Source organism: Micromonospora sp. CNZ303 (assembly GCF_004345505.1).
On the sequence record NZ_SLVT01000004.1, the window covers coordinates 338,471 to 361,769 of the forward strand.

25 protein-coding genes are annotated in these 23,299 nt (G+C 74.7%); 15 read left to right on the forward strand and 10 right to left on the reverse strand.

What is annotated here, in order from left to right:
• Positions 1–250: 250 nt before the first annotated feature.
• The gene (locus EV374_RS09900) at positions 251–1,039 is read right to left on the reverse strand and encodes a M15 family metallopeptidase (RefSeq protein WP_132233788.1); all 789 of its coding nucleotides are present in this window, start codon (positions 1,037–1,039) and stop codon (positions 251–253) included.
• Positions 1,040–1,342: 303 nt separating this feature from the next.
• Here EV374_RS09900 and EV374_RS09905 point away from each other — a divergent pair, with 303 nt between their 5' ends.
• Together EV374_RS09905 and EV374_RS09910 are read left to right on the forward strand one after the other, a co-directional pair.
• Complete coding sequence (locus tag EV374_RS09905; RefSeq protein ID WP_132233790.1) at positions 1,343–1,984, forward strand: DUF6642 family protein; 642 nt, start codon at positions 1,343–1,345, stop codon at positions 1,982–1,984.
• 91 nt (positions 1,985–2,075) lie between these two features.
• The gene (locus EV374_RS09910) at positions 2,076–2,540 is read left to right on the forward strand and encodes a PPOX class F420-dependent oxidoreductase (protein WP_132233792.1); all 465 of its coding nucleotides are present in this window, start codon (positions 2,076–2,078) and stop codon (positions 2,538–2,540) included.
• 37 nt (positions 2,541–2,577) lie between these two features.
• On the opposite strand, the gene EV374_RS09915 is transcribed toward EV374_RS09910, so the two are convergent.
• Together EV374_RS09915 and EV374_RS09920 are read right to left on the reverse strand one after the other, a co-directional pair.
• Positions 2,578–3,219, reverse strand: coding sequence for an NAD(P)-dependent oxidoreductase (locus tag EV374_RS09915; protein WP_132233794.1), 642 nt, complete (start codon positions 3,217–3,219; stop codon positions 2,578–2,580).
• A gap of 113 nt (positions 3,220–3,332) precedes the next feature.
• A complete protein-coding gene (locus EV374_RS09920; protein ID WP_132233796.1) occupies positions 3,333–4,565 on the reverse strand; it encodes a serine hydrolase domain-containing protein in 1,233 nt (410 codons plus the stop codon).
• A gap of 79 nt (positions 4,566–4,644) precedes the next feature.
• Between EV374_RS09920 and EV374_RS09925 the strand changes: the two genes are divergently transcribed.
• The 5 genes from EV374_RS09925 (at position 4,645) to EV374_RS09945 (ending at position 7,889) form a co-directional block, all read left to right on the forward strand.
• On the forward strand, positions 4,645–5,238 hold the full coding sequence (locus tag EV374_RS09925) for a pentapeptide repeat-containing protein (RefSeq protein WP_132233798.1): 594 nt from the start codon (positions 4,645–4,647) through the stop codon (positions 5,236–5,238).
• A 200-nt stretch (positions 5,239–5,438) separates the two neighbouring features.
• A complete protein-coding gene (locus EV374_RS09930; protein WP_132233800.1) occupies positions 5,439–6,407 on the forward strand; it encodes a hypothetical protein in 969 nt (322 codons plus the stop codon).
• A 98-nt stretch (positions 6,408–6,505) separates the two neighbouring features.
• Complete coding sequence (locus tag EV374_RS09935; RefSeq protein WP_132233802.1) at positions 6,506–6,937, forward strand: nitroreductase family deazaflavin-dependent oxidoreductase; 432 nt, start codon at positions 6,506–6,508, stop codon at positions 6,935–6,937.
• A 119-nt stretch (positions 6,938–7,056) separates the two neighbouring features.
• Positions 7,057–7,401: a DUF1330 domain-containing protein gene (locus EV374_RS09940; protein WP_132233804.1), complete on the forward strand. Its 345-nt coding sequence runs from the start codon at positions 7,057–7,059 to the stop codon at positions 7,399–7,401.
• Between the two features lie 161 nt (positions 7,402–7,562).
• Entirely contained in the window at positions 7,563–7,889 is a 327-nt protein-coding gene (locus EV374_RS09945; RefSeq protein ID WP_207913974.1) for a hypothetical protein, read from the forward strand.
• A 38-nt stretch (positions 7,890–7,927) separates the two neighbouring features.
• On the opposite strand, the gene dacB is transcribed toward EV374_RS09945, so the two are convergent.
• Positions 7,928–9,511, reverse strand: a complete 1,584-nt coding sequence (dacB, locus tag EV374_RS09950; protein WP_132233806.1) for a D-alanyl-D-alanine carboxypeptidase/D-alanyl-D-alanine endopeptidase — start codon at positions 9,509–9,511, stop codon at positions 7,928–7,930.
• A gap of 134 nt (positions 9,512–9,645) precedes the next feature.
• Between dacB and EV374_RS09955 the strand changes: the two genes are divergently transcribed.
• A complete protein-coding gene (locus EV374_RS09955) occupies positions 9,646–10,719 on the forward strand; it encodes a flavin-containing monooxygenase (protein ID WP_132233808.1) in 1,074 nt (357 codons plus the stop codon).
• Positions 10,720–10,899: 180 nt separating this feature from the next.
• Complete coding sequence (locus EV374_RS09960; RefSeq protein ID WP_132233810.1) at positions 10,900–11,181, forward strand: adhesin; 282 nt, start codon at positions 10,900–10,902, stop codon at positions 11,179–11,181.
• 43 nt (positions 11,182–11,224) lie between these two features.
• Here the strand turns inward: EV374_RS09960 and EV374_RS09965 are convergent, their stop codons facing one another.
• The 4 genes from EV374_RS09965 to EV374_RS09980 all read right to left on the reverse strand — a co-directional run bounded on the left by EV374_RS09965 (position 11,225) and on the right by EV374_RS09980 (position 15,202).
• On the reverse strand, positions 11,225–12,328 hold the full coding sequence (locus EV374_RS09965) for a beta family protein (RefSeq protein ID WP_207913976.1): 1,104 nt from the start codon (positions 12,326–12,328) through the stop codon (positions 11,225–11,227).
• 246 nt (positions 12,329–12,574) lie between these two features.
• Positions 12,575–13,117, reverse strand: a complete 543-nt coding sequence (locus EV374_RS09970) for a PepSY domain-containing protein (RefSeq protein ID WP_132233812.1) — start codon at positions 13,115–13,117, stop codon at positions 12,575–12,577.
• Between the two features lie 115 nt (positions 13,118–13,232).
• Complete coding sequence (locus EV374_RS09975; protein ID WP_132233814.1) at positions 13,233–14,510, reverse strand: sensor histidine kinase; 1,278 nt, start codon at positions 14,508–14,510, stop codon at positions 13,233–13,235.
• A complete protein-coding gene (locus EV374_RS09980) occupies positions 14,507–15,202 on the reverse strand; it encodes a response regulator transcription factor (protein ID WP_132233816.1) in 696 nt (231 codons plus the stop codon). Before EV374_RS09980 ends, EV374_RS09975 begins: the two co-directional genes overlap by 4 nt.
• Before the next feature lie 102 nt (positions 15,203–15,304).
• Between EV374_RS09980 and EV374_RS09985 the strand changes: the two genes are divergently transcribed.
• From EV374_RS09985 to EV374_RS09995, 3 genes are all read left to right on the forward strand, one after another.
• Positions 15,305–15,790: a septum formation initiator gene (locus EV374_RS09985; protein ID WP_132233818.1), complete on the forward strand. Its 486-nt coding sequence runs from the start codon at positions 15,305–15,307 to the stop codon at positions 15,788–15,790.
• 243 nt (positions 15,791–16,033) lie between these two features.
• Positions 16,034–16,426 (forward strand): cupin domain-containing protein, encoded by a 393-nt coding sequence (locus EV374_RS09990; protein ID WP_132233820.1) that lies wholly within the window; start codon positions 16,034–16,036, stop codon positions 16,424–16,426.
• Between the two features lie 45 nt (positions 16,427–16,471).
• Positions 16,472–18,268, forward strand: a complete 1,797-nt coding sequence (locus EV374_RS09995; protein WP_132233822.1) for a glycoside hydrolase family 15 protein — start codon at positions 16,472–16,474, stop codon at positions 18,266–18,268.
• Between the two features lie 33 nt (positions 18,269–18,301).
• Here the strand turns inward: EV374_RS09995 and EV374_RS10000 are convergent, their stop codons facing one another.
• Together EV374_RS10000 and EV374_RS10005 are read right to left on the reverse strand one after the other, a co-directional pair.
• A complete protein-coding gene (locus EV374_RS10000) occupies positions 18,302–19,495 on the reverse strand; it encodes a threonine synthase (protein WP_132233824.1) in 1,194 nt (397 codons plus the stop codon).
• 16 nt (positions 19,496–19,511) lie between these two features.
• Positions 19,512–20,573: a DNA polymerase ligase N-terminal domain-containing protein gene (locus EV374_RS10005; protein ID WP_132233826.1), complete on the reverse strand. Its 1,062-nt coding sequence runs from the start codon at positions 20,571–20,573 to the stop codon at positions 19,512–19,514.
• A gap of 117 nt (positions 20,574–20,690) precedes the next feature.
• Here EV374_RS10005 and EV374_RS10010 point away from each other — a divergent pair, with 117 nt between their 5' ends.
• The 3 genes from EV374_RS10010 (at position 20,691) to EV374_RS10015 (ending at position 22,785) form a co-directional block, all read left to right on the forward strand.
• Positions 20,691–21,479, forward strand: a complete 789-nt coding sequence (locus EV374_RS10010) for an aldo/keto reductase family protein (protein WP_132233828.1) — start codon at positions 20,691–20,693, stop codon at positions 21,477–21,479.
• Between the two features lie 176 nt (positions 21,480–21,655).
• Positions 21,656–21,820: a hypothetical protein gene (locus EV374_RS32465; protein ID WP_165947736.1), complete on the forward strand. Its 165-nt coding sequence runs from the start codon at positions 21,656–21,658 to the stop codon at positions 21,818–21,820.
• Positions 21,820–22,785, forward strand: a complete 966-nt coding sequence (locus tag EV374_RS10015; RefSeq protein WP_132233830.1) for a golvesin C-terminal-like domain-containing protein — start codon at positions 21,820–21,822, stop codon at positions 22,783–22,785. The genes EV374_RS32465 and EV374_RS10015 overlap by 1 nt, the downstream gene beginning before the upstream one ends.
• Positions 22,786–23,299: the final 514 nt, after the last annotated feature.

The following is a 23,299-nucleotide window of genomic DNA, read 5'->3' on the forward strand; positions in this document are numbered from 1 at the left end:
CCGCTCGGCGGGACCGCCGGTCCCCGGCACGCCGGGCGGAGGTACGCCCGCTCGGCGGGACCGCCGGTCCCCGGCACGCCGGGCGGAGGTACGCCCGCTCGGCGGGACCGCCGGTCCCCGGCACGCCGGGCGGAGGTACGCCCGGTCGGCGGCACCCGGGGACACGACGCCGGCCCGGTGCGCGGGGTGGCACCCGCGCACCGGACCGGCGTCGTCGTTCGCCCGGTTCGGCGTGGCCTGTCCGCGCGGCTCAGTCGCGGCCGGCGCCGATGCCGCAGTCCGGCGCGGACCAGCTGGTGGTGTTCGGGGTGTCGTCGCTGTTGTTCTCCCGCCGCGAGTCCACGTGCACGTGGTCGTCGTGATCCGGGTAACCGGGGCCGTAGATCCCGCTGAAGCCCCGGTTGCGGGCGTCGCGGGCGATCTGGCACAGCGAGCTGGTGCGCGACACCACGTCGGCGGCGTTGCCGTAGAGGTGCTGGCTGTCGGACGCCCCGCCGACCCGGTCGTTGCAGGTGCGACTGCGGAAACCGCTGCTGACGAGGAGGGGCTTGTCGCCGAGGCTGCGCCGCAACGCCTCCAGCTTCCACATCGTGCGCAGCGCGTTCTGCCGGGTCTGCGCGGCGGAGAGCGGACCGCCGCTCCAGCCCCCGCGACCGCAGCCGTCGTCCATCTCGCTGTAGCTGAAGTGCCGCGGCGTGCAGTCGTTGTCCTGGAGGTCGTAGAGCTTGCCGTACGTCTGCGGTCCGGCGATGCCGTCGGCGCGCAGCCCGTACGCGGCCTGGAACCGCTTGACCGCGGCGGCGGTCTTCGGTCCGTAGCGGCCGTCGTTCTCCACGATGTCCCGGTTGCCGGCCCATCCGGCGACCCGGATCTGCAACTGGCGGACGTCGTCGCCGGAGCGCCCCTGGTAGAGGTTGCGCTTCCACGTGTAGCAGCCGTCGGCGTGGGCCGCTGGCGCGGCGGCCACCGTGGCGACAGCGGCTGCCGGCAACGCCAGGGCGAATGCGACAGCGGCCCGTTTCAGGGTGTTAACGCGCACAGAAGTCCTCCCGATAGGAGTGGGAATGGGGTGGCATCCGGGACATCGGCCTGCCCGTCCCGCATTTCCACCCTGGCAGGCCGACGGGTGGTTCGCGGCGATTAACAAGAATTGTCCTCACGATTCGCCGTTCCTGAGCGTTGCCTGGGCATTACGCGAATTGCGAACCGCCCATTGACCGGCAACAGGCCACAGGAAAGCGCGAACGGCGCGCAAAACCGCAGGTCGGCACGCGCCGGGTGATGCTCTCCCGTCGGACCGACCCGGTAACGTCAGCGCCGGCGGTACCGGGGAGGGGGCGGCATGGCACGCGGTGGCGTCTTCTGCATCGAGGGCCAGTGGCACCGCGACCTCAACGAGCGCGGCTCCGTCCTGCCCACCCTGGAACTGCTCGAACGGCTCGGAAAGATCCGGTTCATCCACAAGGACGCCGCCACCCGCGACGAACTCTTCTACTTCGTCGACCGCTGGCTGCTCAAGCAGTACGCCGACCACCGGGTCGGCTTCTTCGCCATGCACGGCGAGCCGAGTCGGCTCTGCCTCACCGACTGGGAATCGGTGGCGCTCGCCGACGTCGCCGAGCTGATGGCGGGCCGCTGCGAGGGCCGGCGGCTCTATTTCGGCAGCTGTTCGGTGCTGCGCGCCTCCGACGCGGTGCTGCGGGACTTCCTCGAGGCCACCGGAGCGGCCCTGATCTGCGGATACACCCGGGAGGTGGACTGGGTCGAGTCGGCCGCCTTCGAGACCGTCCTGCTCGACGTGCTGGCCAACGGGCAGCGCCACAACGCCGCCGAGCTGCGGATGGGCTCCGCGCACTGGGCGCCCCTCGCCTCGTACCTCGGCTTCCGGGTGATCTACGCCAACGGCCGCGCCTGGCGGCCCTCGGTCCGCCCCCGGGTGCCGGCCCAGCCCGCCGCCGGCCGCGCCGCCCCGCGACCCCGCTGAGGCCGCCGCGCCGCCGCACCATCCCGGTGTGCGCCGGGCCTGTTCGTCCGGTGCGGTCGCCGGGCGACGGGCGCCCTGGTAGGAACGAACGATGGCACGCAGCATCGCGACGAACACCCAGGTCGACCGGGCCGGGCTGACCGAGTTCCTCCGGCCGAGGCACCGGGTGGTGCTCATGACCACCCGCGCCGACGGTCGGCCGCAGTCGTCCCCGGTGTCCGCCGGGGTGGACGGCGAGGGCCGGTTGGTGATCTCCACCTATCCCGAGCGGGCCAAGGTCGCCAACATCCGTCGTGACCCACGGGTGTCGGCGTGCGTGCTCTCCGACGACTGGAACGGCCCGTGGGTGCAGCTCGACGGCACCGCCGAGGTGCTGGACCTGCCGGCGGCGCTGGAGCCGCTCGTGGAGTACTTCCGCTGCATCTCGGGCGAGCACCCGGACTGGGACGAGTACCGGGCGGCGATGGTCCGCCAGGGCAAGTCGCTGATCCGGGTCACCATCGACGCCTGGGGCCCGGTCGCCACCGGCGGCTTCCCCGCCCGCCTCGCCGACTGATCCAGCGCCCACGGCACCGCCGGCCGCCCCGCGCCGCTCAGTACGCGGCGGTGAAGCGGGCGTTCTCGTGGCGCGGCTGTTCGATCTCGTCCACGATCGCCACCGCCAGGTCCTCGTAGCTGAGCACCGAGCGGCCCTCGTGATCGGTCACCGGCTGGTCGCCGCCGGTGCGGTAGTGCCCGGTGCGCTCGCCCGGGTGGAACTCCAACGGCGGCGGCGAGACGTACGTCCAGGTCACCCCGTCGGCCGAGGAGCGGTAGAAGTCGAGGGCCTCGGCCTGCCCGCGCGCCGCCTCGCGGTACTCCTCGGGGAAGTCCGGCTCGTCGAGGTAGCGGGTGCCCTTCGGGGTGAGCAGGGTCGACCCGCCGCCCACGTGGATGATCCGGGGCGCGGCCGGCATGCCGCGCAGCGCGCCGACCAGGTTGCGCGCCGCGTCGAGCCAGAGGGCGTGCTCGCCGCCGCCGATCGCCACCACCATGGCGTCCGTGTCGGGCGCCAGTTCGCGTACGCTCCGCTCGCTGGTGGCGTCCCCGGTTACCACCGTGACCGCCGGCGGCAGGTACGAGGTGGCCTCCGGCCGGCGCACCGCCGCGGTGACCCGGTGCCCCCGGCCGACCGCCTCGGCGGCGATCCGCGACCCCGCGGTGCCACCCGCGCCGAACACGACGATGTTGCTCATGGCCGACCGCCTCCCGTCCTGCCCGACCTGGTCCGCCTCCAGGCTATTGACCTCCCCGACCGGCCGGTGCCGTTACCGCGATCCCGGCCGTCGCGGGCAAGCCGCGCCCGGGCTCAGTCGACCAGGGCGGAGTAGACGAGCTGCCGCAGCTGCGGTCGGATCGGGTAGGTGCTCGACGGCATGAGCTGGGTGAAGAACAGGGCCGTGACCTCCTCGGCCGGGTCGACCCAGAAGGCCGTGCTCGCCACGCCGCCCCAGTAGTACTCGCCGGGGCTGCTCGGCACCCGGCTCGGCACGGGGTCGTCGACGACGGCGAAACCGAGCCCGAAGCCGATCCCGTCGAGGGTGGTCTCGGCGAAGCCACCGGCGGAGAGGGTCTCCAGGTCCTGCCCGCCGGGCAGGTGGTTGCGGGTCATGAAGCGCACCGTGCGCGGCCCCAACAGGCGTGCCCCGTCCAGTTCGCCGCCGCGCAGCAGCATCTGGGTGAACCGGTGGTAGTCGGCGGCGCTGGAGATCAGGCCGCCGCCGCCGGAGAGCAGCAGCGGCTTCTCGTACGCCAGGGCGCCCAGCTTGTCGTAGCGGAACGCGCGGCCGGTGCGCGGGTCGGGCGCGTAGAGGGCGGCGAGCCGGTCGGCGGTGTCGCCCTCGGCCCACCAGTGCGTGTCGGTCATGCCGAGCGGGCGGAAGATCCGGTCGGCGAAGAAGGCGTCGAGGCTCTGCCCGGAGACCACCTCCACGAGCCGGCCGAGCACGTCGGTGGCGACCGAGTAGCCCCACGCCGTGCCGGGCTGGAACAGCAGCGGCAGCTCGCCGAACGCCTTACAGGCCGTCGCCAGGTCGACGTCCGCCGGCGGGTACAGGTCGTAGCCGGCGGCCCGGTAGATGCCGTCGACCACCGAGGTTTGCATGAAGCCGTACGTCAGGCCGGCGGTGTGGGTGAGCAGGTGCCACACCCGGATCGGCTCGACCGCCGGCACCGTGAAGGGCTTGAGCGCCGAGCCCTTGGAGTAGACCCGCAGGTCGGCGAACTCGGGCAGCCACCGGCTGATCTCGTCGGTCAGCTCGAAGCGGCCCTCCTCCCACAGGATCATGGCGGCGACGGAGGTGACGGGCTTGGTCATCGAGTAGATGCGCCAGAGCGTGTCCGCCTCGACGGGCCTGCCCGCCTCCGCGTCGCGCAGCCCGTACGTCGACGAGTGGGCGATCTCGCCGCGGCGGGTGACCAGCACCTGCCAGCCGGCGAGGCGACCGTCGTCGACGTACCTGCCGAAGTGCTCGTCGATGCGCGCCAACCGCGCCGGGTCGAAGCCGATCTGGTCCGGGTCGATGCTGCGTGCCACACTCACGTCGCCGAAACTACTAGCCGGTACGCCTCGGTGGGAAGGGTCGCCCGCCGTCGTCCCACCCCCTCGGTAGCCTGGTCCGATGCCCGAGCTGACCGAGGACGAGACCTTCCGCAACGAGGACTGGTACGCCGAGGAGTTGGTGGACCGGCACTTCGTCCGCTGCACGTTCTTCGACGTCGACCTGTCCGAGGCGGTGAGCCGGGGCGCGGTCTTCGACGGCTGCACCTTCGGCAACACGCGCTTCAACTCCTCCCGGCACACCGACTCGGCCTTCACCCGCTGCACCTTCCAGCGGTGCAACCTCTTCGAGGCGGAGTTCACCGGCTGCAAGCTCGTGGGCAGCACCTTCGCCCAGTGCGACCTGCGGCCGCTGACGGTCGCCGGCGGCGACTGGTCGTTCGTCGCGCTGCTCGGCGCCGACCTGCGCGGGGTCCGCATCACCGACGTGCGGATGCGCGAGGCGGACCTGACCGGGGCCAACCTGACCGGGGCCACGGTGACCGGCGTCGACCTCTCCGCCGCGCAGCTGCACCGCTGCCGGCTGACCGGGGCCGACCTGCGCGGCAGCGACCTGACCGCGCTCGACCCGACGGCGGTGGAGCGGGCCGGGGCGATCGTCGACGCCGCGCAGGCCATGGTGATCGCGCAGGCGCTGGGCTTCGAGATCCGCTGAGAGAGCGACCCCGGGCGTCCCGATCGCCTGCCGGGCCGGCGGCGCCGACCCGAGACCACCGTCCTGGTCGATGTCCGCTACCGTCCGGTGACGAACTGGACACGCCCGTCCGTCCGGCGCGAGGGACGAGGCGGTGCGGGCGCGGGCCGTCCACAACGGACGGCCGCGTCCGGCCGGGGCCGGTGGGGAGTGGAGGGCCGGTGGCGGAGGAAGACCTCACCCGACAGCACATCCGCCCGTCGGGACACGGCGACCCGGCAGCCCCGCCCGGGACACGGCATCCGCCCCTTCCGCCGGCCGGGCACACCCGCACCGGCCTGCGGCGGCTGGCCCGGGCACGGCAGCGCCGCCGGTGGGCCGTCGAGGGGATCGCGGTGGTCGCCTGCCTGATCGCCCTCGTGTCGTACCTGACCGCCGGCGACCCCGAGCCGGGCGGGGAGTCCGCCGGCGACGTACCGGCGGACGCCGGCCGGCCGAGCGGCTTCCCCGGGCTGGAGGGACGCGACCTCGACGCCGGTCTGGTCTCGCCCGGGCTGCGGCCCCGGCAGCGTCCGCCGTCCCCGTCCCCGGCGCCGCCGACGCCGCCGGTGCCACCGGCGCCGTCGACGTCGGCGCCGCCGGTGCGGGCGGTGCTCGCGGCCACCATGGCCGAGGCGCCGGGCGAGGTCGACCTGACCACGGTGGGCCGCCGCGACTGGGTCCACTGGGGCCTGCGCGGCGCGGAGTCGACGGTCCGCAAGCGCGGCGGCTCCGGCGAGATCCGCGACGAGGGCGGCACCGGCCGGCGGGGCGGCTGGGACGACAACCAGGAGAGCTTCAGCTGGCGCGACGGCAGCCCGGTGGCGTCGGCGAGCGGCTCGCCGCACGGGGTCTACCGGTGTGGCACCGGCAGCGGCTTCACGCTCGCGGTGGCCGCCGACGGCCAGGCGCGCACCGTCCGGCTGTACGGCGGGGTGTGGATGGCCCGGGGCCGGCTGGACGCCCGACTCTCCGTCGGCGGTCCGAGCCGGACCCTGCGGGTCGAGGACCGGCACACCAGCCGGTCCACCGAGTTCACCATCCGCTTCCAGGCGCCGAAGGGCAGCCGGCTGGTGCTGACCTGGACGGTGGAGCAGGCGTTCAGCGACGACTGCGGCAACGTCGGCGTCCAGGCGGTCGCGCTGCGCTGACCCCGGTGCCCGGGCGGCCCCGTTCGCCCGGCGACCGGCCGCCGCCCGGAGTAGCGTGATCGCGACGACCGGGTGCGCGAGGGCGAACGGGAGGACCGATGGGCGAGCAGGTGCTGGACAGCCCGCAGGGCTGGGTGGCCGACCACATCCGGCGGTACGTCGAGACCGGCGGCGCCGAGGGGCACGAGTGGCAGCCCGGGGTCTTCACGCTGCTGCTGACCACCAGGGGCCGGCGCAGCGGGAAGCTGCGGCGCACCGCGCTGATCTACGGCCGCGACGGCGACGCCTACCTGGTCGTCGCCTCGCAGGGCGGCGACCCGAAGCACCCGGCCTGGTACCTCAACCTGCTCGACGAGCCGCTGGTCGAGGTGCAGGTGGGCGCCGAGCGGTTCACCGCGCGGGCGCGAACCGCGACGGCGGGGGAGAAGCCGCGCATGTGGTCCACGATGGCCGCCATCTGGCCGGCGTACGACGAGTACCAGGAGAAGACCGACCGGGAGATCCCCGTCGTCGTGCTCGACCGCGTCTGAGCGGGGCGAGCCGCCGCCGTCGTTACCCCACGGGTAATCGACGCCGGGCACGCGCCGGCGGGAGACTCGGCGTACCGCCCCGGTCGTCCGGCCGGGCGGACCGGCTCCCGGGAGGCACCATGCCCGCGTTCGCGCTCGCCCACCTGTACGACACCCCGGCCCACGAGGACATCCTCACCTACATCGAGCGGATCCAGGCCACGCTGGACCCGTTCGGCGGCCGGTTCCGGGTGCACGGCGCCGAGGTGGAGGTCAGGGAGGGCGACTGGCCGGGCACCGTGGTCATCATCGAGTTCCCCGACCTGGACCGGGCCCGGGCCTGGTACGACTCGCCGGCGTACCAGGAGATCCTGCCGCTGCGCACCCGGCACATCCCGGGCGCGACGCTGATCGTCGACGGCGTCGCCGACGACTACGACCCCCGTCGGACGGCCGCCCGGCTGCGGGCGCGGGCGGCCGGCTGACCGGCGGCGCCGCCCCGGCGGCGGTCCCGCCCGGGCCGCCGTCCGGCGCCGGCGGGCGGGTCCGTGTCCACCCTGCGGGACAGTTTGTCCGTCGCGCCGTGTCGCGCCTGTCGTAACTTTCTGCTGTCCATCTCCGACCATCCCTTGTGGAGGCCACACCGATGAGCAGCGTCACCGCCCGCACCGTCCGTCCGACCGCCCCCCGGGCCGCCGGGGAGCCGTCCGGGGAGGTGCTCCGGGAGATCCCGCTGCCGCCGTACGTGACCGTCGAGGACGCCCAGTTCGCCGTGCGGGCGGTCGTGGTGCACGCGCCCCGGACCTGGTCCGGCGGGACGGTCTGCCGCAACGACGCCAGCCCGCACCCGTGCCGGCTGCACCGCTGGGGTGCCCGGGTGCTGGCGCAGCGCGGCCTGCGTCCCGCCGAGATCGCCGCGCTGATCGAGCGCGGCGACCCGGCGGCCGAGCTGCCGCACCGCCCCGGCGCCTGAGTGCCGGCGGGGCCCCCGCACCGGGCCCCGCCGGCCGGTCAGCAGGCGTTCGGCTTGACCCAGGCGCACTCCAGGCCCTCCGGGACCCGGGGGGCGTCGGGCGCCGTCGGGGCCGCGACCCGCGCGCCGGTCACGCCCCTGCCCGTGTACGAGGCCAGGGCGATCGCGATCTGGTCCTCGAGCGTCTTCACGGAGGAGGCCAGGTAGTTGTTGAGCAGGATCGAGAACGCCAGCACCCGCCCGTCGGCGTCGGTGACGTAGCCGGAGAGGCCGGAGACGCCGGTCAGGCTGCCGGTCTTGGCGTGCACGTTGCCCGCCGCCGCCGTGCCCCGCATCCGGCTGCGCAGCGTGCCGCCGACGAACCGGTCCGCCTCGCCGGCGACCGGCAGGGCCGCGTACCAGGTGTCGAACCAGGGCTCGTCGCGCACAGCGGTGAGCAGGTCCACGAACTCGTCGGCGGGGATCAGGTTGCGCCGGGAGAGCCCGGAGCCGTCGCGCTGGCGCAGCGTGCCGGTGTCCATTCCGGCGTCGGCGACGTACTCGCTGATCGCGGTCAGCCCGGCCGACCAGGTGCCGGAGCCGGAGAGCACCCGGCCGATCTCCTTGGTCAGCACCTCGGCGTGCCCGTTGTTGGACAGCTTGAGGAACGGCACCATCAGTTGGGCCAGGGGCATCGAGCGGTGCCGCGCCACCTCGGCCGCGCCCTCCGGGGTGGCCTGGCCGAGCACCGTCCGACCGAGCACCCGTACGCCGTGCCGGCGCAGCGCCGAGCGGAAGACGTCGGCGGCGTAGCCGGTGGGCTCCCAGACGCTGACCCAGTCGCTCGACGGCGCGGCGCCGAGCGCGATCTGCCCGGTCACCACGACCGTGTTGCTGCCGTGCGCGCGCTCGAAGGAGACCGACGTCTCGCCGCCGGCGACCGTTTCGGCCCGGTTGTCGATCTTCAGGTACCGGGTGGCCGGGGTGGTGGTGACGACCGGACGCGCGCCGGCGGTCGCGCCGGGGGCGGCGTGGACGATGACGGTGCCCGCGTCGTAGTCGGTGTCCGGTGCCACGGTCAGGGCGGAGACCTGCGCGGCGTAGTAGTACGGCTCGTCGTCCCAGGTCCAGTCGGGGCCGAGGCGGGTGCTGTCGTAGCGGGTGTCGTCGGCCACCAGGTTGCCGGTGACCACCCGGACGCCCGCGGCGGCGACCCGCGCGGCCAGCGCGTCGTAGTCGGCGGCGAGCATGGTCGGGTCGCCGCCGCCGCGCAGGTAGAGGTTGCCGGAGACCAGGCCCGCACGGCGGGCGCCGCTGGTCCGCACCTCGGTGCTGAAGTGGTGGCCCGGCCCGAGCAGTTCCAGCGCCGCCGCCGAGGTCAGCAGCTTGGTGTTGGAGGCGGGCACCAGGCGGCGGTCGCCGTTGCGGTGGTAGACCGTCTCTCCGGTTGTCGCGTCCTTGACCACCACCGAGGCCTGCGCCCCGGCCAGCCGGCTGTCGGCGAGGATCGCGTCGATGGTGGCGTTCAGCCGGGTCGCCGCGGGGGTCGGGGACTCGGCGGTGGCGGTGGGTGCGCCCGCCGTGGCCGCGGCGGCGACGAGTGCCACCAGCGCGAGCGTCCGGGGGAAGAGACGACGATGCATGGGGTGATGCTGCCATGCAGGTATCTGCCAGAAAAGAGCGTCGATGGAAAGAAATCTTCCGTGAGCCCGGCGGCTGTGACCGGCGAGACGCTCCCGGCGGGCAGCCGGGCGGGTCCGCCCGTGTTGTAACCGGCATGGACGAGCGCTCCGTCGACGTGCTGGTGATCGGGGCCGGGCAGGCCGGCCTCTCCGCCGGCCACCACCTGGGCCGCGCCGGGTTCGCCCCCGGGGACGGCTTCGTGATCCTCGACGGGGGCGACGGGCCGGGCGGGGCGTGGCGGCACCGCTGGCCCACGCTGCGGCTCGACCGGGTGCACGGCTTCCACGACCTGCCCGGCCTGCCCTTCCCGGTGGCCGGGCCCGACCGGCCGGCGGCCGAGGTGGTCAGCGCCTACTTCGCCGCGTACGAGCGCGAGTTCGACCTGCCGGTGCGGCGGCCCGTGCGGGTCCGGGAGGTGCGCGACCGGGCCGACGGCCGGCTCGCCGTGCACACCGACCACGGCTCCTGGACCACCCGTGCCCTGGTCAACGCCACCGGCACCTGGACCCGACCGTTCTGGCCGCACTACCCCGGCCGGTCGACCTTCCGGGGCCGGCAGGTGCACACGGCCGACTACCGGGGACCGGCGGAGTTCGCCGGCCGGCGGGTCGTGGTGGTGGGCGGCGGGACGTCGGCCGTCCAGTTGCTCGCCGAGGTCTCCACCGTGGCCGCCGGCACCACCTGGGTGACCCGGCGCCCGCCCGACTTCCGCGACGAGGAGTTCACCCCCGAACGCGGGCGCGCGGCGGTGGCCCTGGTCGACGCGGCGGTACGCGCGGGCCGCCCGCCGGACAGCGTGGTCGGCGTGACGGGGCTGCCGCTCACGCCCGAACTGCGCCGGCTGCGCGAGCGTGGCGTGCTCGACCGGTTACCCGTCTTCGACCGGATCACGCCGGACGGCGTGGCCTGGGACGACGGGCGGTTCGTGCCCGCCGACGTGATCCTGTGGTGTACCGGTTTCCGGGCCGCGCTGGACCATCTCGCGCCGCTGCGCCTGCGCGCGCCGGGCGGCGGTATCACGATGGACGGCACCCGGGTGGTCGCCGACGAGCGGATTCACCTGATCGGGTACGGCCCCTCCGCGAGCACGATCGGCGCCAACCGGGCGGGCCGCGCGGCGGTACGCGAGATCCGGGCCCGGTTCGCCCCGGCCCGTGCGGCACACTGACCCCGCTCTATTTGACGGATGCCCCGGCAGGGGGCACCGTAGGCCGTGGAGGGGCCCTGAGCTGCCCCGAAGCGCGACGGCGATGTGCGTGTCGCCCTTCCATCGCCTCCCACGTGTGCTCGCCCGCGGGCCGAGCCCGGTCCCGCACCGCGAATCCGAGAATCCACGAGGAGTTCCGCCATGCTCACCATGACCGACAACGCCGTGCTGGTCATCCGAGACCTCGCCAACCAGCAGGACGTCGCCGAGGACGGCGGAGTGCGGATCGCCGCCGACACCGACGCGGGGTCGCTCACCGTCGAACTGGTCGCCGAACCGATCGAGGGCGACCACGTGGTCGACAACCAGGGCGCCCGCATCTTCCTGGACTCCGACGCCGCCGAACTGCTCGGCGACGCGTCGGTGGACGCGAGCGTCGACGACGAGGGCATCGTGCAGTTCGGGTTCACCGAGAAGCAGTGACGGCCGGGCGCCGCCTCCGCACCGGTGTCCGGCGGGGAGGCGCTCAGCCGGCCCGGCGGGTCTCCCCGCTGCGGTGCGGTCGGGCGGGACGGCCCCGCTCCGGAGGCGCCTGACCGGATCGCCACGGCCCTGGCCGGGACTCCCGCCCCCGCTGCGGCAGCGCGGCCAGCACGTGCGCCAGGTGGTGCGAGGTGCTCCACGCCGCCCAGTTGCTGGCGGACCCGGCGCCGGCGCCCCGGCGGGCACGCCGCAGGATCTCGTGGTCACCCCAGGAGAAGGCCGCGCCCGTGGCCGGCCAGTGCGGCGACGAGACCACGGTGCGGCACAGGTCCGCGAACCGGTCGTCGCCGCGTCCGCCCCGCCGCGACCAGCGGTACACCCACCAGACGCCGTCGGCGGTGTAGCGGACCGTGGGCAGCCGGTCTCCCGCCTGGTCGGCGCCGGGCACCGCGGAGCCGACGCCGTAGTCGCCGTACCCGACGCCGAGGTCGGCCAGCCGTTGCCAGAGCTGCCAGTCCCAGCGGTCGACGCGCACCGGTTCGTCGGTGGGCAGGGCGGACACCGCCGGGGGCATCCCGCCCGCCGCCACGCTCACGGAGCACCAGGCGTGCCGGCGGGCCCACTCCGACAACCGGCGGACCCGGGGCTCGGCCACCCGTACGTCGGCCCGGCAGCACACGTCGCCCGCGTCGAGGAGCAGGTCGCACTGCTCGGGCACCAGGCCGGTGAGCCGCCAGACCCGCTCCGCCGCCGCCGTGGCCGCGTCCGGGCCGGCGCGATCGTGCCCGACCCGCAGCCGGACGACCGCCCGTTGGGCGTGGGCCCGGGCCGCGGCGCCGTGCGCCACCAGGCGCCGGTCACTGTCCGCGAGCCCGATCACCGGCACCAGCGGTACGCCCCAGCGGACCAGCTCGGCCTCCGGGGCGTCGGGCAGGCCGGTGACGTCGACGGCCGTGAGCAGCCCGTCGGGCAGCCGACGGAGCACGTCCAGCGTGAACTGGTCGAGGACGGACACCTGGAGGACCGGGGCGAGCAGGGGGGCGACGACGTCGTCGAGATGACCGAGCGCCTCCAGCTCGCCCCGCCGGTTGGCGAGGATGGGGCGGTAGACCGGTTCCGCCGCCCGGCCCTCGTGGGCGGGCACCATACCCCAATGTAGCCAGACATCGGTGTCGGTCACAGGGCCGACCGGCCCGTCCCGTCCACCGGGGCGGGCGGCATCCGGCGCCGCCGACAACTCGCCGGAGGGCGTCGGGTCGCCGGCGTCGTGTCCTGGGCCGGGCCCGCCCGCCGCACCCATGCGCCGAGTGGCCGGCGCAGGCCACCGCCGCGCAGCCAGCGACGACGACGCCGCCGCCCCGCACTGCGGGACGGCGGCGCTACCGGCGACGGGTCAGTCGTCGTCGCCGTCGTCGTCGTCCGAGTCGTCGTCATCGTCGTCGTCCCGGTCGTCGTCGTCATCGTCGTCGACCGGCTCCTGCTCGGCCTTGACCACCGAGCCGTCGCCCCGGTCGACGTCGATCTCGTGCTCGGTCTGCCCGGCCACGATCTCGACGCTCCACACGGCCCGGCCGTCCTCGTCCTCGCGCTCGACCTCGACGATCTTGCCGCCGCCCGCCCGGGCCAGCGCGATCTCGCCGGCCCGCTGCTCGCTCACCGCGTCGCCGCCGGTGGCCGGCGCGCCGCTGCCCGACGGGGAGCCGGGCGCCGCCGGGGTGCCGCTGGTGGTCGGGGCGCTGCTCGTCGCCGGGGCGCTGCTCCCGGTGCCGCTCGGGGTGCCCGGCGTGGCCGGGGTCGTCGGGGCGGTGGTGGCGGCGGCCAGGGTGGTCGCCCGGGCCGCGCCGTTGTCGGCCGCCGCGACGCCGAAGGTCGCACCGGTCACGACGAGCACGGCCGCGCCTCCGAGCGACGCCAGCATCAGGGACTTGCGCTTCATCTCGTTCACCCTTCCTCGGTTGCTGGTTCCCAGGATCGCGCCCGCCCGGATAGCGCCACGCTGTTCGGACGCTAAGGCCGGGTTAAGCCTGTCCGGGCGCGGACCGGAGGACGGGTCAGGACGGGGGCGGGCCCAGTTCGAGGCGTACCTCGGCGCCCCCGGAGGGCGCGGCGTGCAGGGTGAGGCGGCCACCGCTGGACTGGGCGGCGCGGCGGGCGATGTCCAGGCCCAGGCCGGTCGAGCCGGCCGTGCTCGCGCCCCGGCCGATCGTGCCGGGCGGCATCCCCGGACCCTCGTCCGCCACGACCAGCGCCGCCCGGCCCGCCTCCTCCGCCGTCAGCCGGACGGCGAACGCGGTGCCGTCCGGGGTGTGCGCGAAGACGTTGCCGAGCAGGGCGTCCACCGCCGCCGCCAGCTCGTCGGCGGGCACGCCCACCGGCAGCGGTCCCGGCGCCAGGTCGAGCGTCACGGCCCGCCCGGTGTCCTCGGCCAGCACCGACCAGAACGCCACCCGCTCGGCCACCACGGCCGCCGCGTCGGCGCTGGCAGCCCCGGCCGTCGGCACCCGCCACCGGGCCTGTCGGATCAGGCCCGTGACCGCCCGCTCCAGCCCGTCCACGGCCGCGGTCACCCGGGCGGCGTCCTCCGGGTCGCGCAGCGCCTCGGCCTCCAGGCGGAGCGCCGTCAGCGGGGTACGCAGGCGGTGCGAGAGGTCCGCGACCTCCTCCCGCTCCTGCACCAGCAGCACCTGGATCCGGCCGGCGAGGTGGTTGAGTGCGCCGGCCACCTCGCGCAGCTCGCGCGGCCCGGCGGGCGTGACGCGCGCGGCCAGCTCCGCGTTCGCCAGCCGGTGCGACACCGCCGAGAGCTCACCGATCGGCCGGACCAGGGTGCGGGCCAGCCGGTCGGCGACGGCCAGCCCGATCAGCACCAGCAGCACGCCGAGCAGGGCCAGGACCAGCCAGGACCGGGTCACCCCGGCGGTCAGCTCGGCGGGCGGGACGACCGTACGGATCACGCCGGTGCCGTCCGGGCGGCCCTGCACGGCGATCACCACCTCCCGCCCGCGCCCGGACTCGGCGGTGAGGCTCTGCCCCCGCTCCGCCAGCGCCACCGCGGCCGTACGGGGGGCCGGGGCGCCGAGCACCGTGCCGTCGGGCAGGAACACCGTGACCGGCCGCGCGGACTCCGTGGCCAGCTGGTCGACGGTCAGCCGGATCGTCGCGGTGTCGGCGGTGCCGACGACGGTGACGAGGCTCTGCGCGTCGGCCGTGGCCCGCACGGTGGCCCGGTCCGCCGCGACCGTACGCACCAGCAGCGCCAGCGGCACCAGGAAGGCGACCAGGGTGAGCACGCTGACCGCGGCGACCAGCAGCGCCAGGCGGGCCCTCATCCGGCGCTCCCCGGCGCTTCGAGCCGGACCCCGACGCCCCGGACGGTGTGCAGGTAGCGGGGCGCCTGCGCGCTCTCCCCGAGCTTGCGCCGCAGCCAGGACAGGTGCACGTCCACGGTCTTGTCGGCGCCGCCGTACGGGACCCGCCACACCTCGGCGAGCAGCTCCCGCTTGGTGACCACCTGGCCGGGCCGGCCCGCGAGGTGGTGCAGCAGGTCGAACTCGCGCGGGGTCAGCTCGACGGGCGCACCGTCCAGGGTGACCTGCCGCGACCGCGGGTCGACCCGCAGCCCGCCCACCACCAGTGCCGGGTCCCCCTCCGGGGCGGACCCGCTCCCGCGCCGGAGCACCGCCCGGATCCGCGCGTCGAGTTGCGCGGCCGTGAACGGCTTCACCACGTAGTCGTCCGCCCCGGCGTCCAGCACCCCGACGATCTCGGTCTCGTCGTCGCGGGCGGTGGCGACGATCACCGGTACGGCGCTGACCGCGCGGAGCATCCGCAGCAGCTCCCGGCCGTCCAGATCGGGCAGTCCCAGGTCGAGCACCACCAGGTCGGGCCGGTCGTCCAGCGCGTCGCGCAGGCCGGTCATCGCCGTCGAGGCGGCGGCCACCGCGTGCCCCCGCTCGCGCAGTGCCCGCAGCAGCGGCGTACGGATCGTCAGGTCGTCCTCGATGAGCAGCAGGCGGGCCACAGGTGGCAGGCTAGCCGCCACGCGGCGTGCCGGCCCGGACGTTAACCCTCCCTTAGCCTCGTCCGGTGCTCGTCCCAACCCCGGATCGGTCAGACTCGGGGAATGCGCCGCCGTTCGTTCCTCGCCGTCGCCGGGTGGCTGGCCACCGCCGCCCTCGCCACCCTGATCGGGGTGGCCGCGATCCGGTGGGTGGGGGAGAGCATCGCCGGCACCCCCGGCGGGGTGCTCAGCCAGGAGGAGATCGAGCGTGCCCTGGCCTCGCCCGGGCCCACGGTCCCCGGGGCCGGCGGACCGTCGTCCCCGGCGGCGGGCGGGACCGGCGGGCCGTCGTCGCCGGTAGCGCCGGGCTCGACCCCGGCGGGGGCACGTCGGGCCTTCGCCACGACGGGTGGCAGCGCGGTCGTCGAGTGCGGCCCGGGCGGGGTACGGCTGGTCTCCTGGACGCCCGCCCCGGGCTACCGGGTCTCGGACGCGGAGCCGGGGCCGGACGACGACGTGGAGGTCGCCTTCGCCGGCCCGTCCGGGGAGTTCGAGCTGAAGCTGCGCTGCGTGGGGCTGGAGCCGGTGTCGGTCGAGGACGACGACTGAGCCGGACACGAGCGCGCGGCGCCGTTCGGATCCCGGGGATCGGAACGTCGCCGCGCTCTGGCCGTCTCCCACCACCGCAGCCGTACGGCGGTACGCCGGCGGGGACCTGGCTCGACCGGCCATCGTGCGCCGGCTACTCCCTCGATCCCCGTTCATCAGGGATCGAAACCCCCGAGGAGTGGCGAATTCCACCATCTGCGAGTCCCGGCGTGGCGTCGGGCCGCAGCGGGTATGTGCGTCGGCATGGAGCATTTCACTATCGCGACCGTCGCCGAGAAGAGCCCGGACTTCCGGCGGGTGCTGTGGACCGGTGAGCACACCCAGCTGGTGATCATGACGATTCCGCCGGGTGGCGAGATCGGCGAGGAGGTCCACGAGGGCATCGACCAGATCCTGACCTTCGTCAGCGGTACGGGCGAGGCGCAGGTGGCGGGGGAGAAGCGCGAGGTCGTGCAGGGCGACCTGGTGGTGGTGCCGGCCGGCACGAAGCACAACTTCGTCAACACCGGCCCCAACCCGCTGGTGCTCTACACGGTCTACGGCCCGCCCGAGCACGCCGACCAGGCGGTGCACCGGACCAAGGAGGAGGCCGACGCGGCCGAGGCCGCCGGCGAGGACGAACCGCCCACCTCCTGACCGTCGGTGCCGCCTGAGGGGGGCGGAACGGGGTACCCGCAGCGGGTGGACCAACTGGCGATCTCCGACTACGGGTTCCTCTCCGACTGCCGTTCGGGCGCCCTGGTCGGTCGGGACGGCTCGATCGACTGGTGGTGTCCGGACCGGTTCGACTCCCCGTCGGTCTTCGGCCGCGTGCTCGACACGGAGGCCGGGCACTTCCGGCTGGCGCCCACCGCCGCCGGGCTTCCCGGGCACCGGGTGGAGCGGGCGTACGTGGCCGACACGCTGGTGCTGCGCACCGTGCACCACACGCCGGAGGGGAGCGTCGCGGTCACCGACGCGCTCGCCGCCGAGTTCGGCGCCCGTGGCCACCAGCTGGGGATGAACTCCCCGGCGGTGCTGCTACGGGTCGTGGAGGGACTGGCCGGGCGGGTGCGGATGTCGCTCGACTTCCGCCCCCGCCCGGAGTACGGCCTGCTCACCCCGTACCTGCACGGGCAGCCCGACGGCGGGGTGCTGGCCGCGGCCGGTCCGGTGGTGCTGGCGCTGCACACCGGCGGGGTGCCGCCGCACGTCGACCGGGACCGGGTCCGGCAGGAGTTCGAGGTCTCCGCCGGGCAGGTGGTCGGCTTCGACGTGGCGTACGGGCAGGCGTACGGGACGGTGCCGGCCCGGCTGGAGCCGGTGGCCGCGCTCGCCGAGACGGTGCAGGCCTGGCAGGCCTACCGCGAGTCGCACCACTACGACGGCCGCTACCGGGAGCAGGTCCGGCACAGCGCGACCGTGCTCACCGGCCTCACGTACGCCCGCAGTGGCGCGGTGGTCGCGGCCCTGACCACGTCGCTGCCGGAGCGGATCGGCGGCGACCGCAACTACGACTACCGCTACTCGTGGCTGCGCGACTTCGCCATGACGCTGCGCGCCCTCTGGGTGGCGGCCTGCCCGTCCGAGGCGTCCCGGCTCTTCGCCTGGGCGGCCCGCTCGATCGGCCGGGTCGGCCCCGACCCCGTGCCCGTGCTCTTCGGTCTGGAGGGGGAGCGCGACGTCTCCGAGCACGAGTGCGCCCACCTGCGCGGCTACGGCGGCAGCCTGCCGGTACGGGTCGGCAACGACGCCTGGCGGCAGCGCCAGCTCGACGTGCCGGGCGAGGTGCTCTCGGCGGTCTGGCAGCTGCGCGACCACCTCGGGGAGTCGTTCGACACGGAACTGCGTGAGATGGTGCTCGGCCTGGCCGAGCAGGTCGCCGCCACCTGGCACCTGCCCGACCGGGGCATCTGGGAGACCCGGGACACCGACCGGCACTACCTCACGTCGAAGGTGCTCTGCTGGGTGGCGCTGGACCGGGCGGTGCGGCTCGCGCCCCGGCTCGGCGACCGGGCCGACGCGCGGCGGTGGGCGAGGATCCGCGACGAGATCCGGACCGCCGTGCTGCGCGACGGCTGGCACGAGCGGACGGGCGCGTTCGGCGGCGCGTTCGGCTCGCCGGAGCTGGACGCCTCCGTGCTGCTGCTGCCGCTGGTGGGGTTCCTGCCGGCGACCGACCCGCGGATGCGCGCGACCATCGAGGCCGTCGAGCGGGGGCTGGGCGCCGGGGAGGGACTCGTCCGCCGCTGGGACACCGACCCGGCGGGCTTCCTGCCCTGCTCGTTCTGGCTGGTGGAGTGCCTGGTCCTGGCCGGTGAGCAGGGCCGGGCCGAGGCGCTCTTCGAGCGGCTGCTCGGGCACGCCAACGACATCGGCCTGTTCAGCGAGCAGATCGACCCGCGCTCCGGCGCGCAGGTCGGCAACACCCCGCAGGCGCTGTCGCACATCGGCCTGGTCAGCGCCGCCTGGCGGCTGACCGACCCCACCACGGACTGACGAGGGTGTAAGGAAGGGGCCCTTCCTTACACCTCAGGCGGGGAGCACCGGCACGCCGGTGACGTCCACCGTCTCCGGGTACTTCACGCCGGCCCCGGTGTTGAGCACCACCACGCGTTCGCCGGCCCGGATCCAGCCGCCGGCGCGCAGGTGCCGGGCGGCGGTCAGGCAGGCGGCCCCCTCCGGGCAGAGCAGCAGCCCTTCGCGGGCGGCGAAGTCCCGCAGGTCGGCCAGGATCTCGGCGTCGTCCACGGCGATCGCGGTGCCGGCGCTGGCGCGTAGCGCGTCGAGGATCAGCTCGTCGCCGAGCGGGGCCGGCACGGTGATGCCGAACGCCACGGTGTGCGCGTCGGCCCAGGGCCGCGCCCGCTGCTCACCAGCGGCGAAGGCGCGGACGATCGGCGCGCAGCCCGTCGACTGCACCGCGACCAGGCGGGGCAGCCTGTCCTCGATCCAGCCCAGCTCGCGCAGCTCGTGCAGCGCCTTGTGGATGCCGATCAGGCCGACCCCGCCGCCGGTGGGATAGATGATCACGTCCGGCACCTGCCAGCCGAGCTGCTCGACGATCTCGTACCCCATCGTCTTCTTGCCCTCGAGCCGGTACGGCTCCCGCAGCGTGCCGGCGTCGAAGATCGCGCCGCCGGAGCCGGCGACCAGCCCCGCGACGTGCCGCCCGGCGTCACCGATCAGCCCGTCGACCAGGCGCAGGTCGGCCCCGGCGGCCACGCACTCGCGCCGGCAGATGGCCGGCGCGTCCAGCGGCATGACGATGGTCGCGCCCAGCCCGGCCCGCGCGGCGTAGGTGGCCCAGGCCGCGCCCGCGTTGCCGTTGGTGGGCATGGCGATGCGCGTCACGCCCAGCTCGCGGGCCCGGCTGACGCCCACCGCCGCGCCGCGCGCCTTGAACGAGCCGGTCGGGGTGAGCCCCTCGTCCTTGACCAGCAGGTCCGGAATGCCGATCTCCGCGCCGTAGGCCGGGGTGCGCAGCAGCGGCGTCCAGCCCTCGCCCAGCGTGGTCTCGTGCCGGGGGTCGGCCACCGGCAGCAGCTCGCGGTAGCGCCACAGGTCGGCCGGGCGCAGGGGGAACCGTTCCGGGGTGAGCACCTTCGCCACCGCCGCCAGGTCGTAGCGGGCCAGCAGCGGGGATCCGCAGTCGCAGAGGTTGGTCAGCTTGGTGGCGTCGTGCTCCCGCCCGCAGCGCGGGCACTCCAGGTGCGTCAGGTACACGATGCTCCTCGCCGTCTCAGCTCGTGTCTCGGCTCGCGTCGATGCTCAGCCAGCGCCGGCTGCGCCCGCCCGGCTCGTAGACCGAGTCCAGGCGCTTCGCCACCACCCCGGGCAGCCCCTGCTCCCGCCCGGTCCGCAGCGCTTCCCGGCCGGCACCGGGGAACCACGGCGGAGTCTGCCAGTGCGGGCCGGCGAGCGCCAGGCCGTCGAGCAGCTCCCGGCGCTGCGCGTACGGCAGGTCGAGGCTGGTCACGCCCTCCATCCAGAGCAGATCGAAGATCAGGTACTGGGCGTCGGGGGTCCGGCGTCCGCCGCGCGCCGGCCGCACCCGGCCGGCGGCGTCGATGCGCACCAGGACGCCGTCCAGCACGGCCTCCGTGGGCGCCAGTTCCTCGGCCAGCTCCCGCAGCCAGGGGTACGTCCCGGAGACGTCCTCGTCGTCCTCCGCGAGCAGCCGCAGCCGCCCACCCGAGACGTACGCGACCGCGCGCACCCCGTCCCAGCGCAGCTCGTAGCCCCACTCGGGCTCGTCCGTCGGCAGCTTCGCCGCCCGGGTGGGGTGCATCGGGCGGATCAGCTCCGGCATGCTCGTCCAGCCCTCCGGCGGCGGGTCGGTGCGCCGGACCATCCAGTCCCGCCCGCTCCTGCCGCCGGTGGCGAAGAGGACGTACCGCCCGGAGGTGCGCTCGCCGTCCAGCACGACGATCACCTCGTCGTCGCGCCACTTCTCGCAGTGGTAGGTGCCCCGGTCGTGGACGGTCATCCGTCCGCCGCCGTACTCGCCGGCCGGGATCTCGCCGTGGAAGTCGAGGTATTCCATCGGGTGGTCCTCGGTGTGCACGGCGAGGTGGTTGCGGCCGGTGTCGCGGGGCAGCCCGCGCGGCACCGCCCAGGAGGCCAGCACCCCCTCGTGCTCCAGGCGCAGGTCCCAGTGCAGGCTCCGGGCGTGGTGCTGCTGGATCACGAACCGGGCCGTGCCGTCGGCGGACCGCTTCCTCCCCGGGGTCCGCTTCGGCACCGGCTCCGGAGTGCGCGCCGCGTCCCGTCTGCGCCGGTACTCCTCCAGCGGGTCAGCCACATCCGCATTCTCCGGCAATCCGCGCCGTCCCGCCGGCCGCCCGGATGTCCGGATGTCCGGGTGTCCGGGTGTCCGGTTCAACGGGCATGTCGTGGGTCATCACGGGTAGACCGCGGCATGGACCACGAGGACCAGCCCACCGTCGCGCTCCCGGGCGAGGTGCGGATGCCCCTGCTCGGCTTCGGCACCTGGCAGGCCACCGGCCAGGCCGGGTACGACGCGGTGCTCGCCGCGCTCGACGCCGGCTACCGCCACGTCGACACCGCCACGATGTACGGCAACGAGGAGGAGGTCGGCCGGGCGGTCCAGGAGAGCGGGCTGCGCCGCGAGGACGTCTTCGTCACCACCAAGCTGCCCCCGGACCGGGTCGGACGGGAGCGGGAGACGCTCGAGGCCAGCCTGACCGCGCTCGGCACCGACCACGTCGACCTGTGGCTGATCCACTGGCCGCCGGAGAATCCGACGGACAACATCCCCGTCTGGCGCGAGCTGCTCGCCGCCCGCGACGAGGGGCTCGCGCGCGCGGTGGGGGTGAGCAACTACGGCACCGGCCAGCTCGACGAGCTGATCCAGGCGACCGAGGAGAACCCGGCCGTCAACCAGATCCGGTGGAGCCCCTCGTTGTACGACCGGCAGCGGCACAAGGAGCACCGGGACCGGGGAGTGGTGCTGGAGGGTTACAGCCCGTTCAAGACCAGCGACCTCGCCCATCCGGTGCTGACCCGCATCGCCGCCGCGCACGACGTCTCCCCGGCCCAGGTGGTGCTCCGCTGGCACGTCGACCACGAGATCGTGGTCATTCCCAAGTCGGTGACCCCGGAGCGGATCCGCGTCAACGCCGACATCTTCCACTTCTCGCTGACCGCCGAGGAGATGCGCGACATCGACGCACTCGGCAACCCCTGACGAACCCCTTCCGGCGCCCGGAGCGGGGCCCGGTCCGGGGTCCGCCGTTGCCAAATTCCTTCAGCCTGAATAGGGGCGATGAAGGGTATCGACATAGATGCTCGTGACGATATACCGTGCGCGTCACCAGTTCATCGATGAGTCGGAACCCCTCCGCCCTTGTCTGAAGGAGCGCCATGAACGCGTCACGACCCGCCCGCCTACCCCGACGCGGGGTGCTGGGCATGTCGGCCCTGGTGGCCACCGCGGTGGCCGTAGCCGCCAAGCCCGCCACGGCGAGCGCCGCGCCGCTCGCCGCGCCGAAGGCCGAGTGCCTCGCCGACCTGCTCGGGGAGTCCTGATGGCCACCATTCCCTGGCTGGTGGACGTCCTGCGGGGAGCGGGCGTCCAGGTCGTCACCCACGGTGACTGGGTCAACCGCATGCGCGCGGGCTCGTTCGACCCGATCGGCGTGCTCTGGCACCACACCGCCGCCACCTCCAGCGCCAGCAACCCGCACCCGGCGCTCAACGTCTGCATCAACGGCCGCTCCGACCTGCCCGGCCCGCTCTGCCAGGCCCTCGTCGACTACCACGGCGTCTTCCACGTCATCTCCGCCGGCCGCTGCAACCACGCGGGCGTCAGCCGGGGCAGCGGGCCGATCCCCGCGGGCGACGGCAACACCCTGATGATCGGGTGGGAGATCGACTACAACGGCGTGAACCAGGAGATGACGGCGGCGCAGTACAACGCGTCGATCGCCGCTACCGCCGCCGTGCTCAAGCGGCTGGGCAAGGACGCCAGCTACGCCCGGGGCCACCGCGAGACGAGCACCAGCGGCAAGATCGACCCGTCCTTCATCGACCTGAACACGATGCGCGCCGACGTCGCCGCGAAGATGGCGGGCGGCGGCAACACCTGGAGCTCCGTGGTGGACAATTCCACCGCCGGCCGCTTCACCGCCAGCACCAACTGGGGCACCTCGGCGTACTCGGCCCAGCGCTACGGGACCGACTACCGCTTCGCCCAGCCCGTCGCCGCCAGCGACGCCGCCTGGTACAAGTTCAACGTTCCGGCGACCGCGAACTACCGGGTCGACGCCTGGTGGCCGGCGGTCTCCGGCTACAACACCGCGACGCCGTACATCGTGGCCACCACCACCGGCAACCGGACGGTCATCGTCAACCAGGCGGCGACCGGCGGGCAGTGGCGCTCCCTCGGCACGTTCACGCTGCCGGCCGGGGACGCCAACCGGGTCGCGGTCAGCCGGTGGAGCTCCGCCGCCGGCCTCGTCATCGCCGACGCCGTACGGCTCACCCGGGTCTGACGGGCCGACCACCCCTCGCGTACGGCGGCTCCCGGGGGACGGGAGCCGCCGTACGCACGTCTTGATCAGGGGCCGGGTGCCGAGGGGCGGTCGCCCCCCGGCCCGGGCCGCGTGCGCGTGGCCGAGGAGGGCGGCGGCGGTCACCGTAGCCGGCACGGTGACCGGCGCCGTCCGCCTCACCATGGCCCCGACCTGTCGGTACGTCGTTCTCCGGGGCGCGCGGGAATGCACCGGCCATCGTCGCGGTGCCATTCCGGGACCGTGGCGCACCTGTCGTGGGGGATTCCGGCAGCTGTTCCGGTGCGAGTGGACGGGGCGGAGAGAAGTGTCCCGAGCGACAGCCGGGATTGCGCCGGGAATCGCCTCCCGGTCGCTTCCGAAGGCTGCCTCGTCGGCCGTCCTCGGCCCCTGAGTGGGGGGCGAGCCCGTCGACGGTCAAGCTGAAGATGTTTCAGGTCGATGCGACGTCCCTGTTCCCGCGCCCGTCGTGCCGTTCCGTCCGAATGGCGACGGG

Excerpts from the sequence above, each read along its gene's own strand:
- EV374_RS09960 (WP_132233810.1), top strand. The coding sequence starts at position 10,900 with ATGCTCACCATGACCGACAACGCCGTGCTGGTCATCCGAGACCTCGCC.
- EV374_RS09910 (WP_132233792.1), top strand. The coding sequence starts at position 2,076 with ATGGCACGCAGCATCGCGACGAACACCCAGGTCGACCGGGCCGGGCTG.
- EV374_RS09955 (WP_132233808.1), top strand. The coding sequence starts at position 9,646 with ATGGACGAGCGCTCCGTCGACGTGCTGGTGATCGGGGCCGGGCAGGCC.
- EV374_RS09905 (WP_132233790.1), top strand. The coding sequence starts at position 1,343 with ATGGCACGCGGTGGCGTCTTCTGCATCGAGGGCCAGTGGCACCGCGAC.
- EV374_RS09985 (WP_132233818.1), top strand. The coding sequence starts at position 15,305 with ATGCGCCGCCGTTCGTTCCTCGCCGTCGCCGGGTGGCTGGCCACCGCC.
- EV374_RS09935 (WP_132233802.1), top strand. The coding sequence starts at position 6,506 with ATGGGCGAGCAGGTGCTGGACAGCCCGCAGGGCTGGGTGGCCGACCAC.
- EV374_RS10015 (WP_132233830.1), top strand. The coding sequence starts at position 21,820 with ATGGCCACCATTCCCTGGCTGGTGGACGTCCTGCGGGGAGCGGGCGTC.
- EV374_RS09925 (WP_132233798.1), top strand. The coding sequence starts at position 4,645 with ATGCCCGAGCTGACCGAGGACGAGACCTTCCGCAACGAGGACTGGTAC.
- EV374_RS32465 (WP_165947736.1), top strand. The coding sequence starts at position 21,656 with ATGAACGCGTCACGACCCGCCCGCCTACCCCGACGCGGGGTGCTGGGC.
- EV374_RS09970 (WP_132233812.1), bottom strand. The coding sequence starts at position 13,117 with ATGAAGCGCAAGTCCCTGATGCTGGCGTCGCTCGGAGGCGCGGCCGTG.
- EV374_RS09990 (WP_132233820.1), top strand. The coding sequence starts at position 16,034 with ATGGAGCATTTCACTATCGCGACCGTCGCCGAGAAGAGCCCGGACTTC.
- EV374_RS09965 (WP_207913976.1), bottom strand. The coding sequence starts at position 12,328 with ATGGTGCCCGCCCACGAGGGCCGGGCGGCGGAACCGGTCTACCGCCCC.
- EV374_RS09915 (WP_132233794.1), bottom strand. The coding sequence starts at position 3,219 with ATGAGCAACATCGTCGTGTTCGGCGCGGGTGGCACCGCGGGGTCGCGG.
- EV374_RS09940 (WP_132233804.1), top strand. The coding sequence starts at position 7,057 with ATGCCCGCGTTCGCGCTCGCCCACCTGTACGACACCCCGGCCCACGAG.
- EV374_RS09975 (WP_132233814.1), bottom strand. The coding sequence starts at position 14,510 with ATGAGGGCCCGCCTGGCGCTGCTGGTCGCCGCGGTCAGCGTGCTCACC.
- dacB (WP_132233806.1), bottom strand. The coding sequence starts at position 9,511 with ATGCATCGTCGTCTCTTCCCCCGGACGCTCGCGCTGGTGGCACTCGTC.
- EV374_RS10010 (WP_132233828.1), top strand. The coding sequence starts at position 20,691 with ATGGACCACGAGGACCAGCCCACCGTCGCGCTCCCGGGCGAGGTGCGG.
- EV374_RS09945 (WP_207913974.1), top strand. The coding sequence starts at position 7,563 with ATGAGCAGCGTCACCGCCCGCACCGTCCGTCCGACCGCCCCCCGGGCC.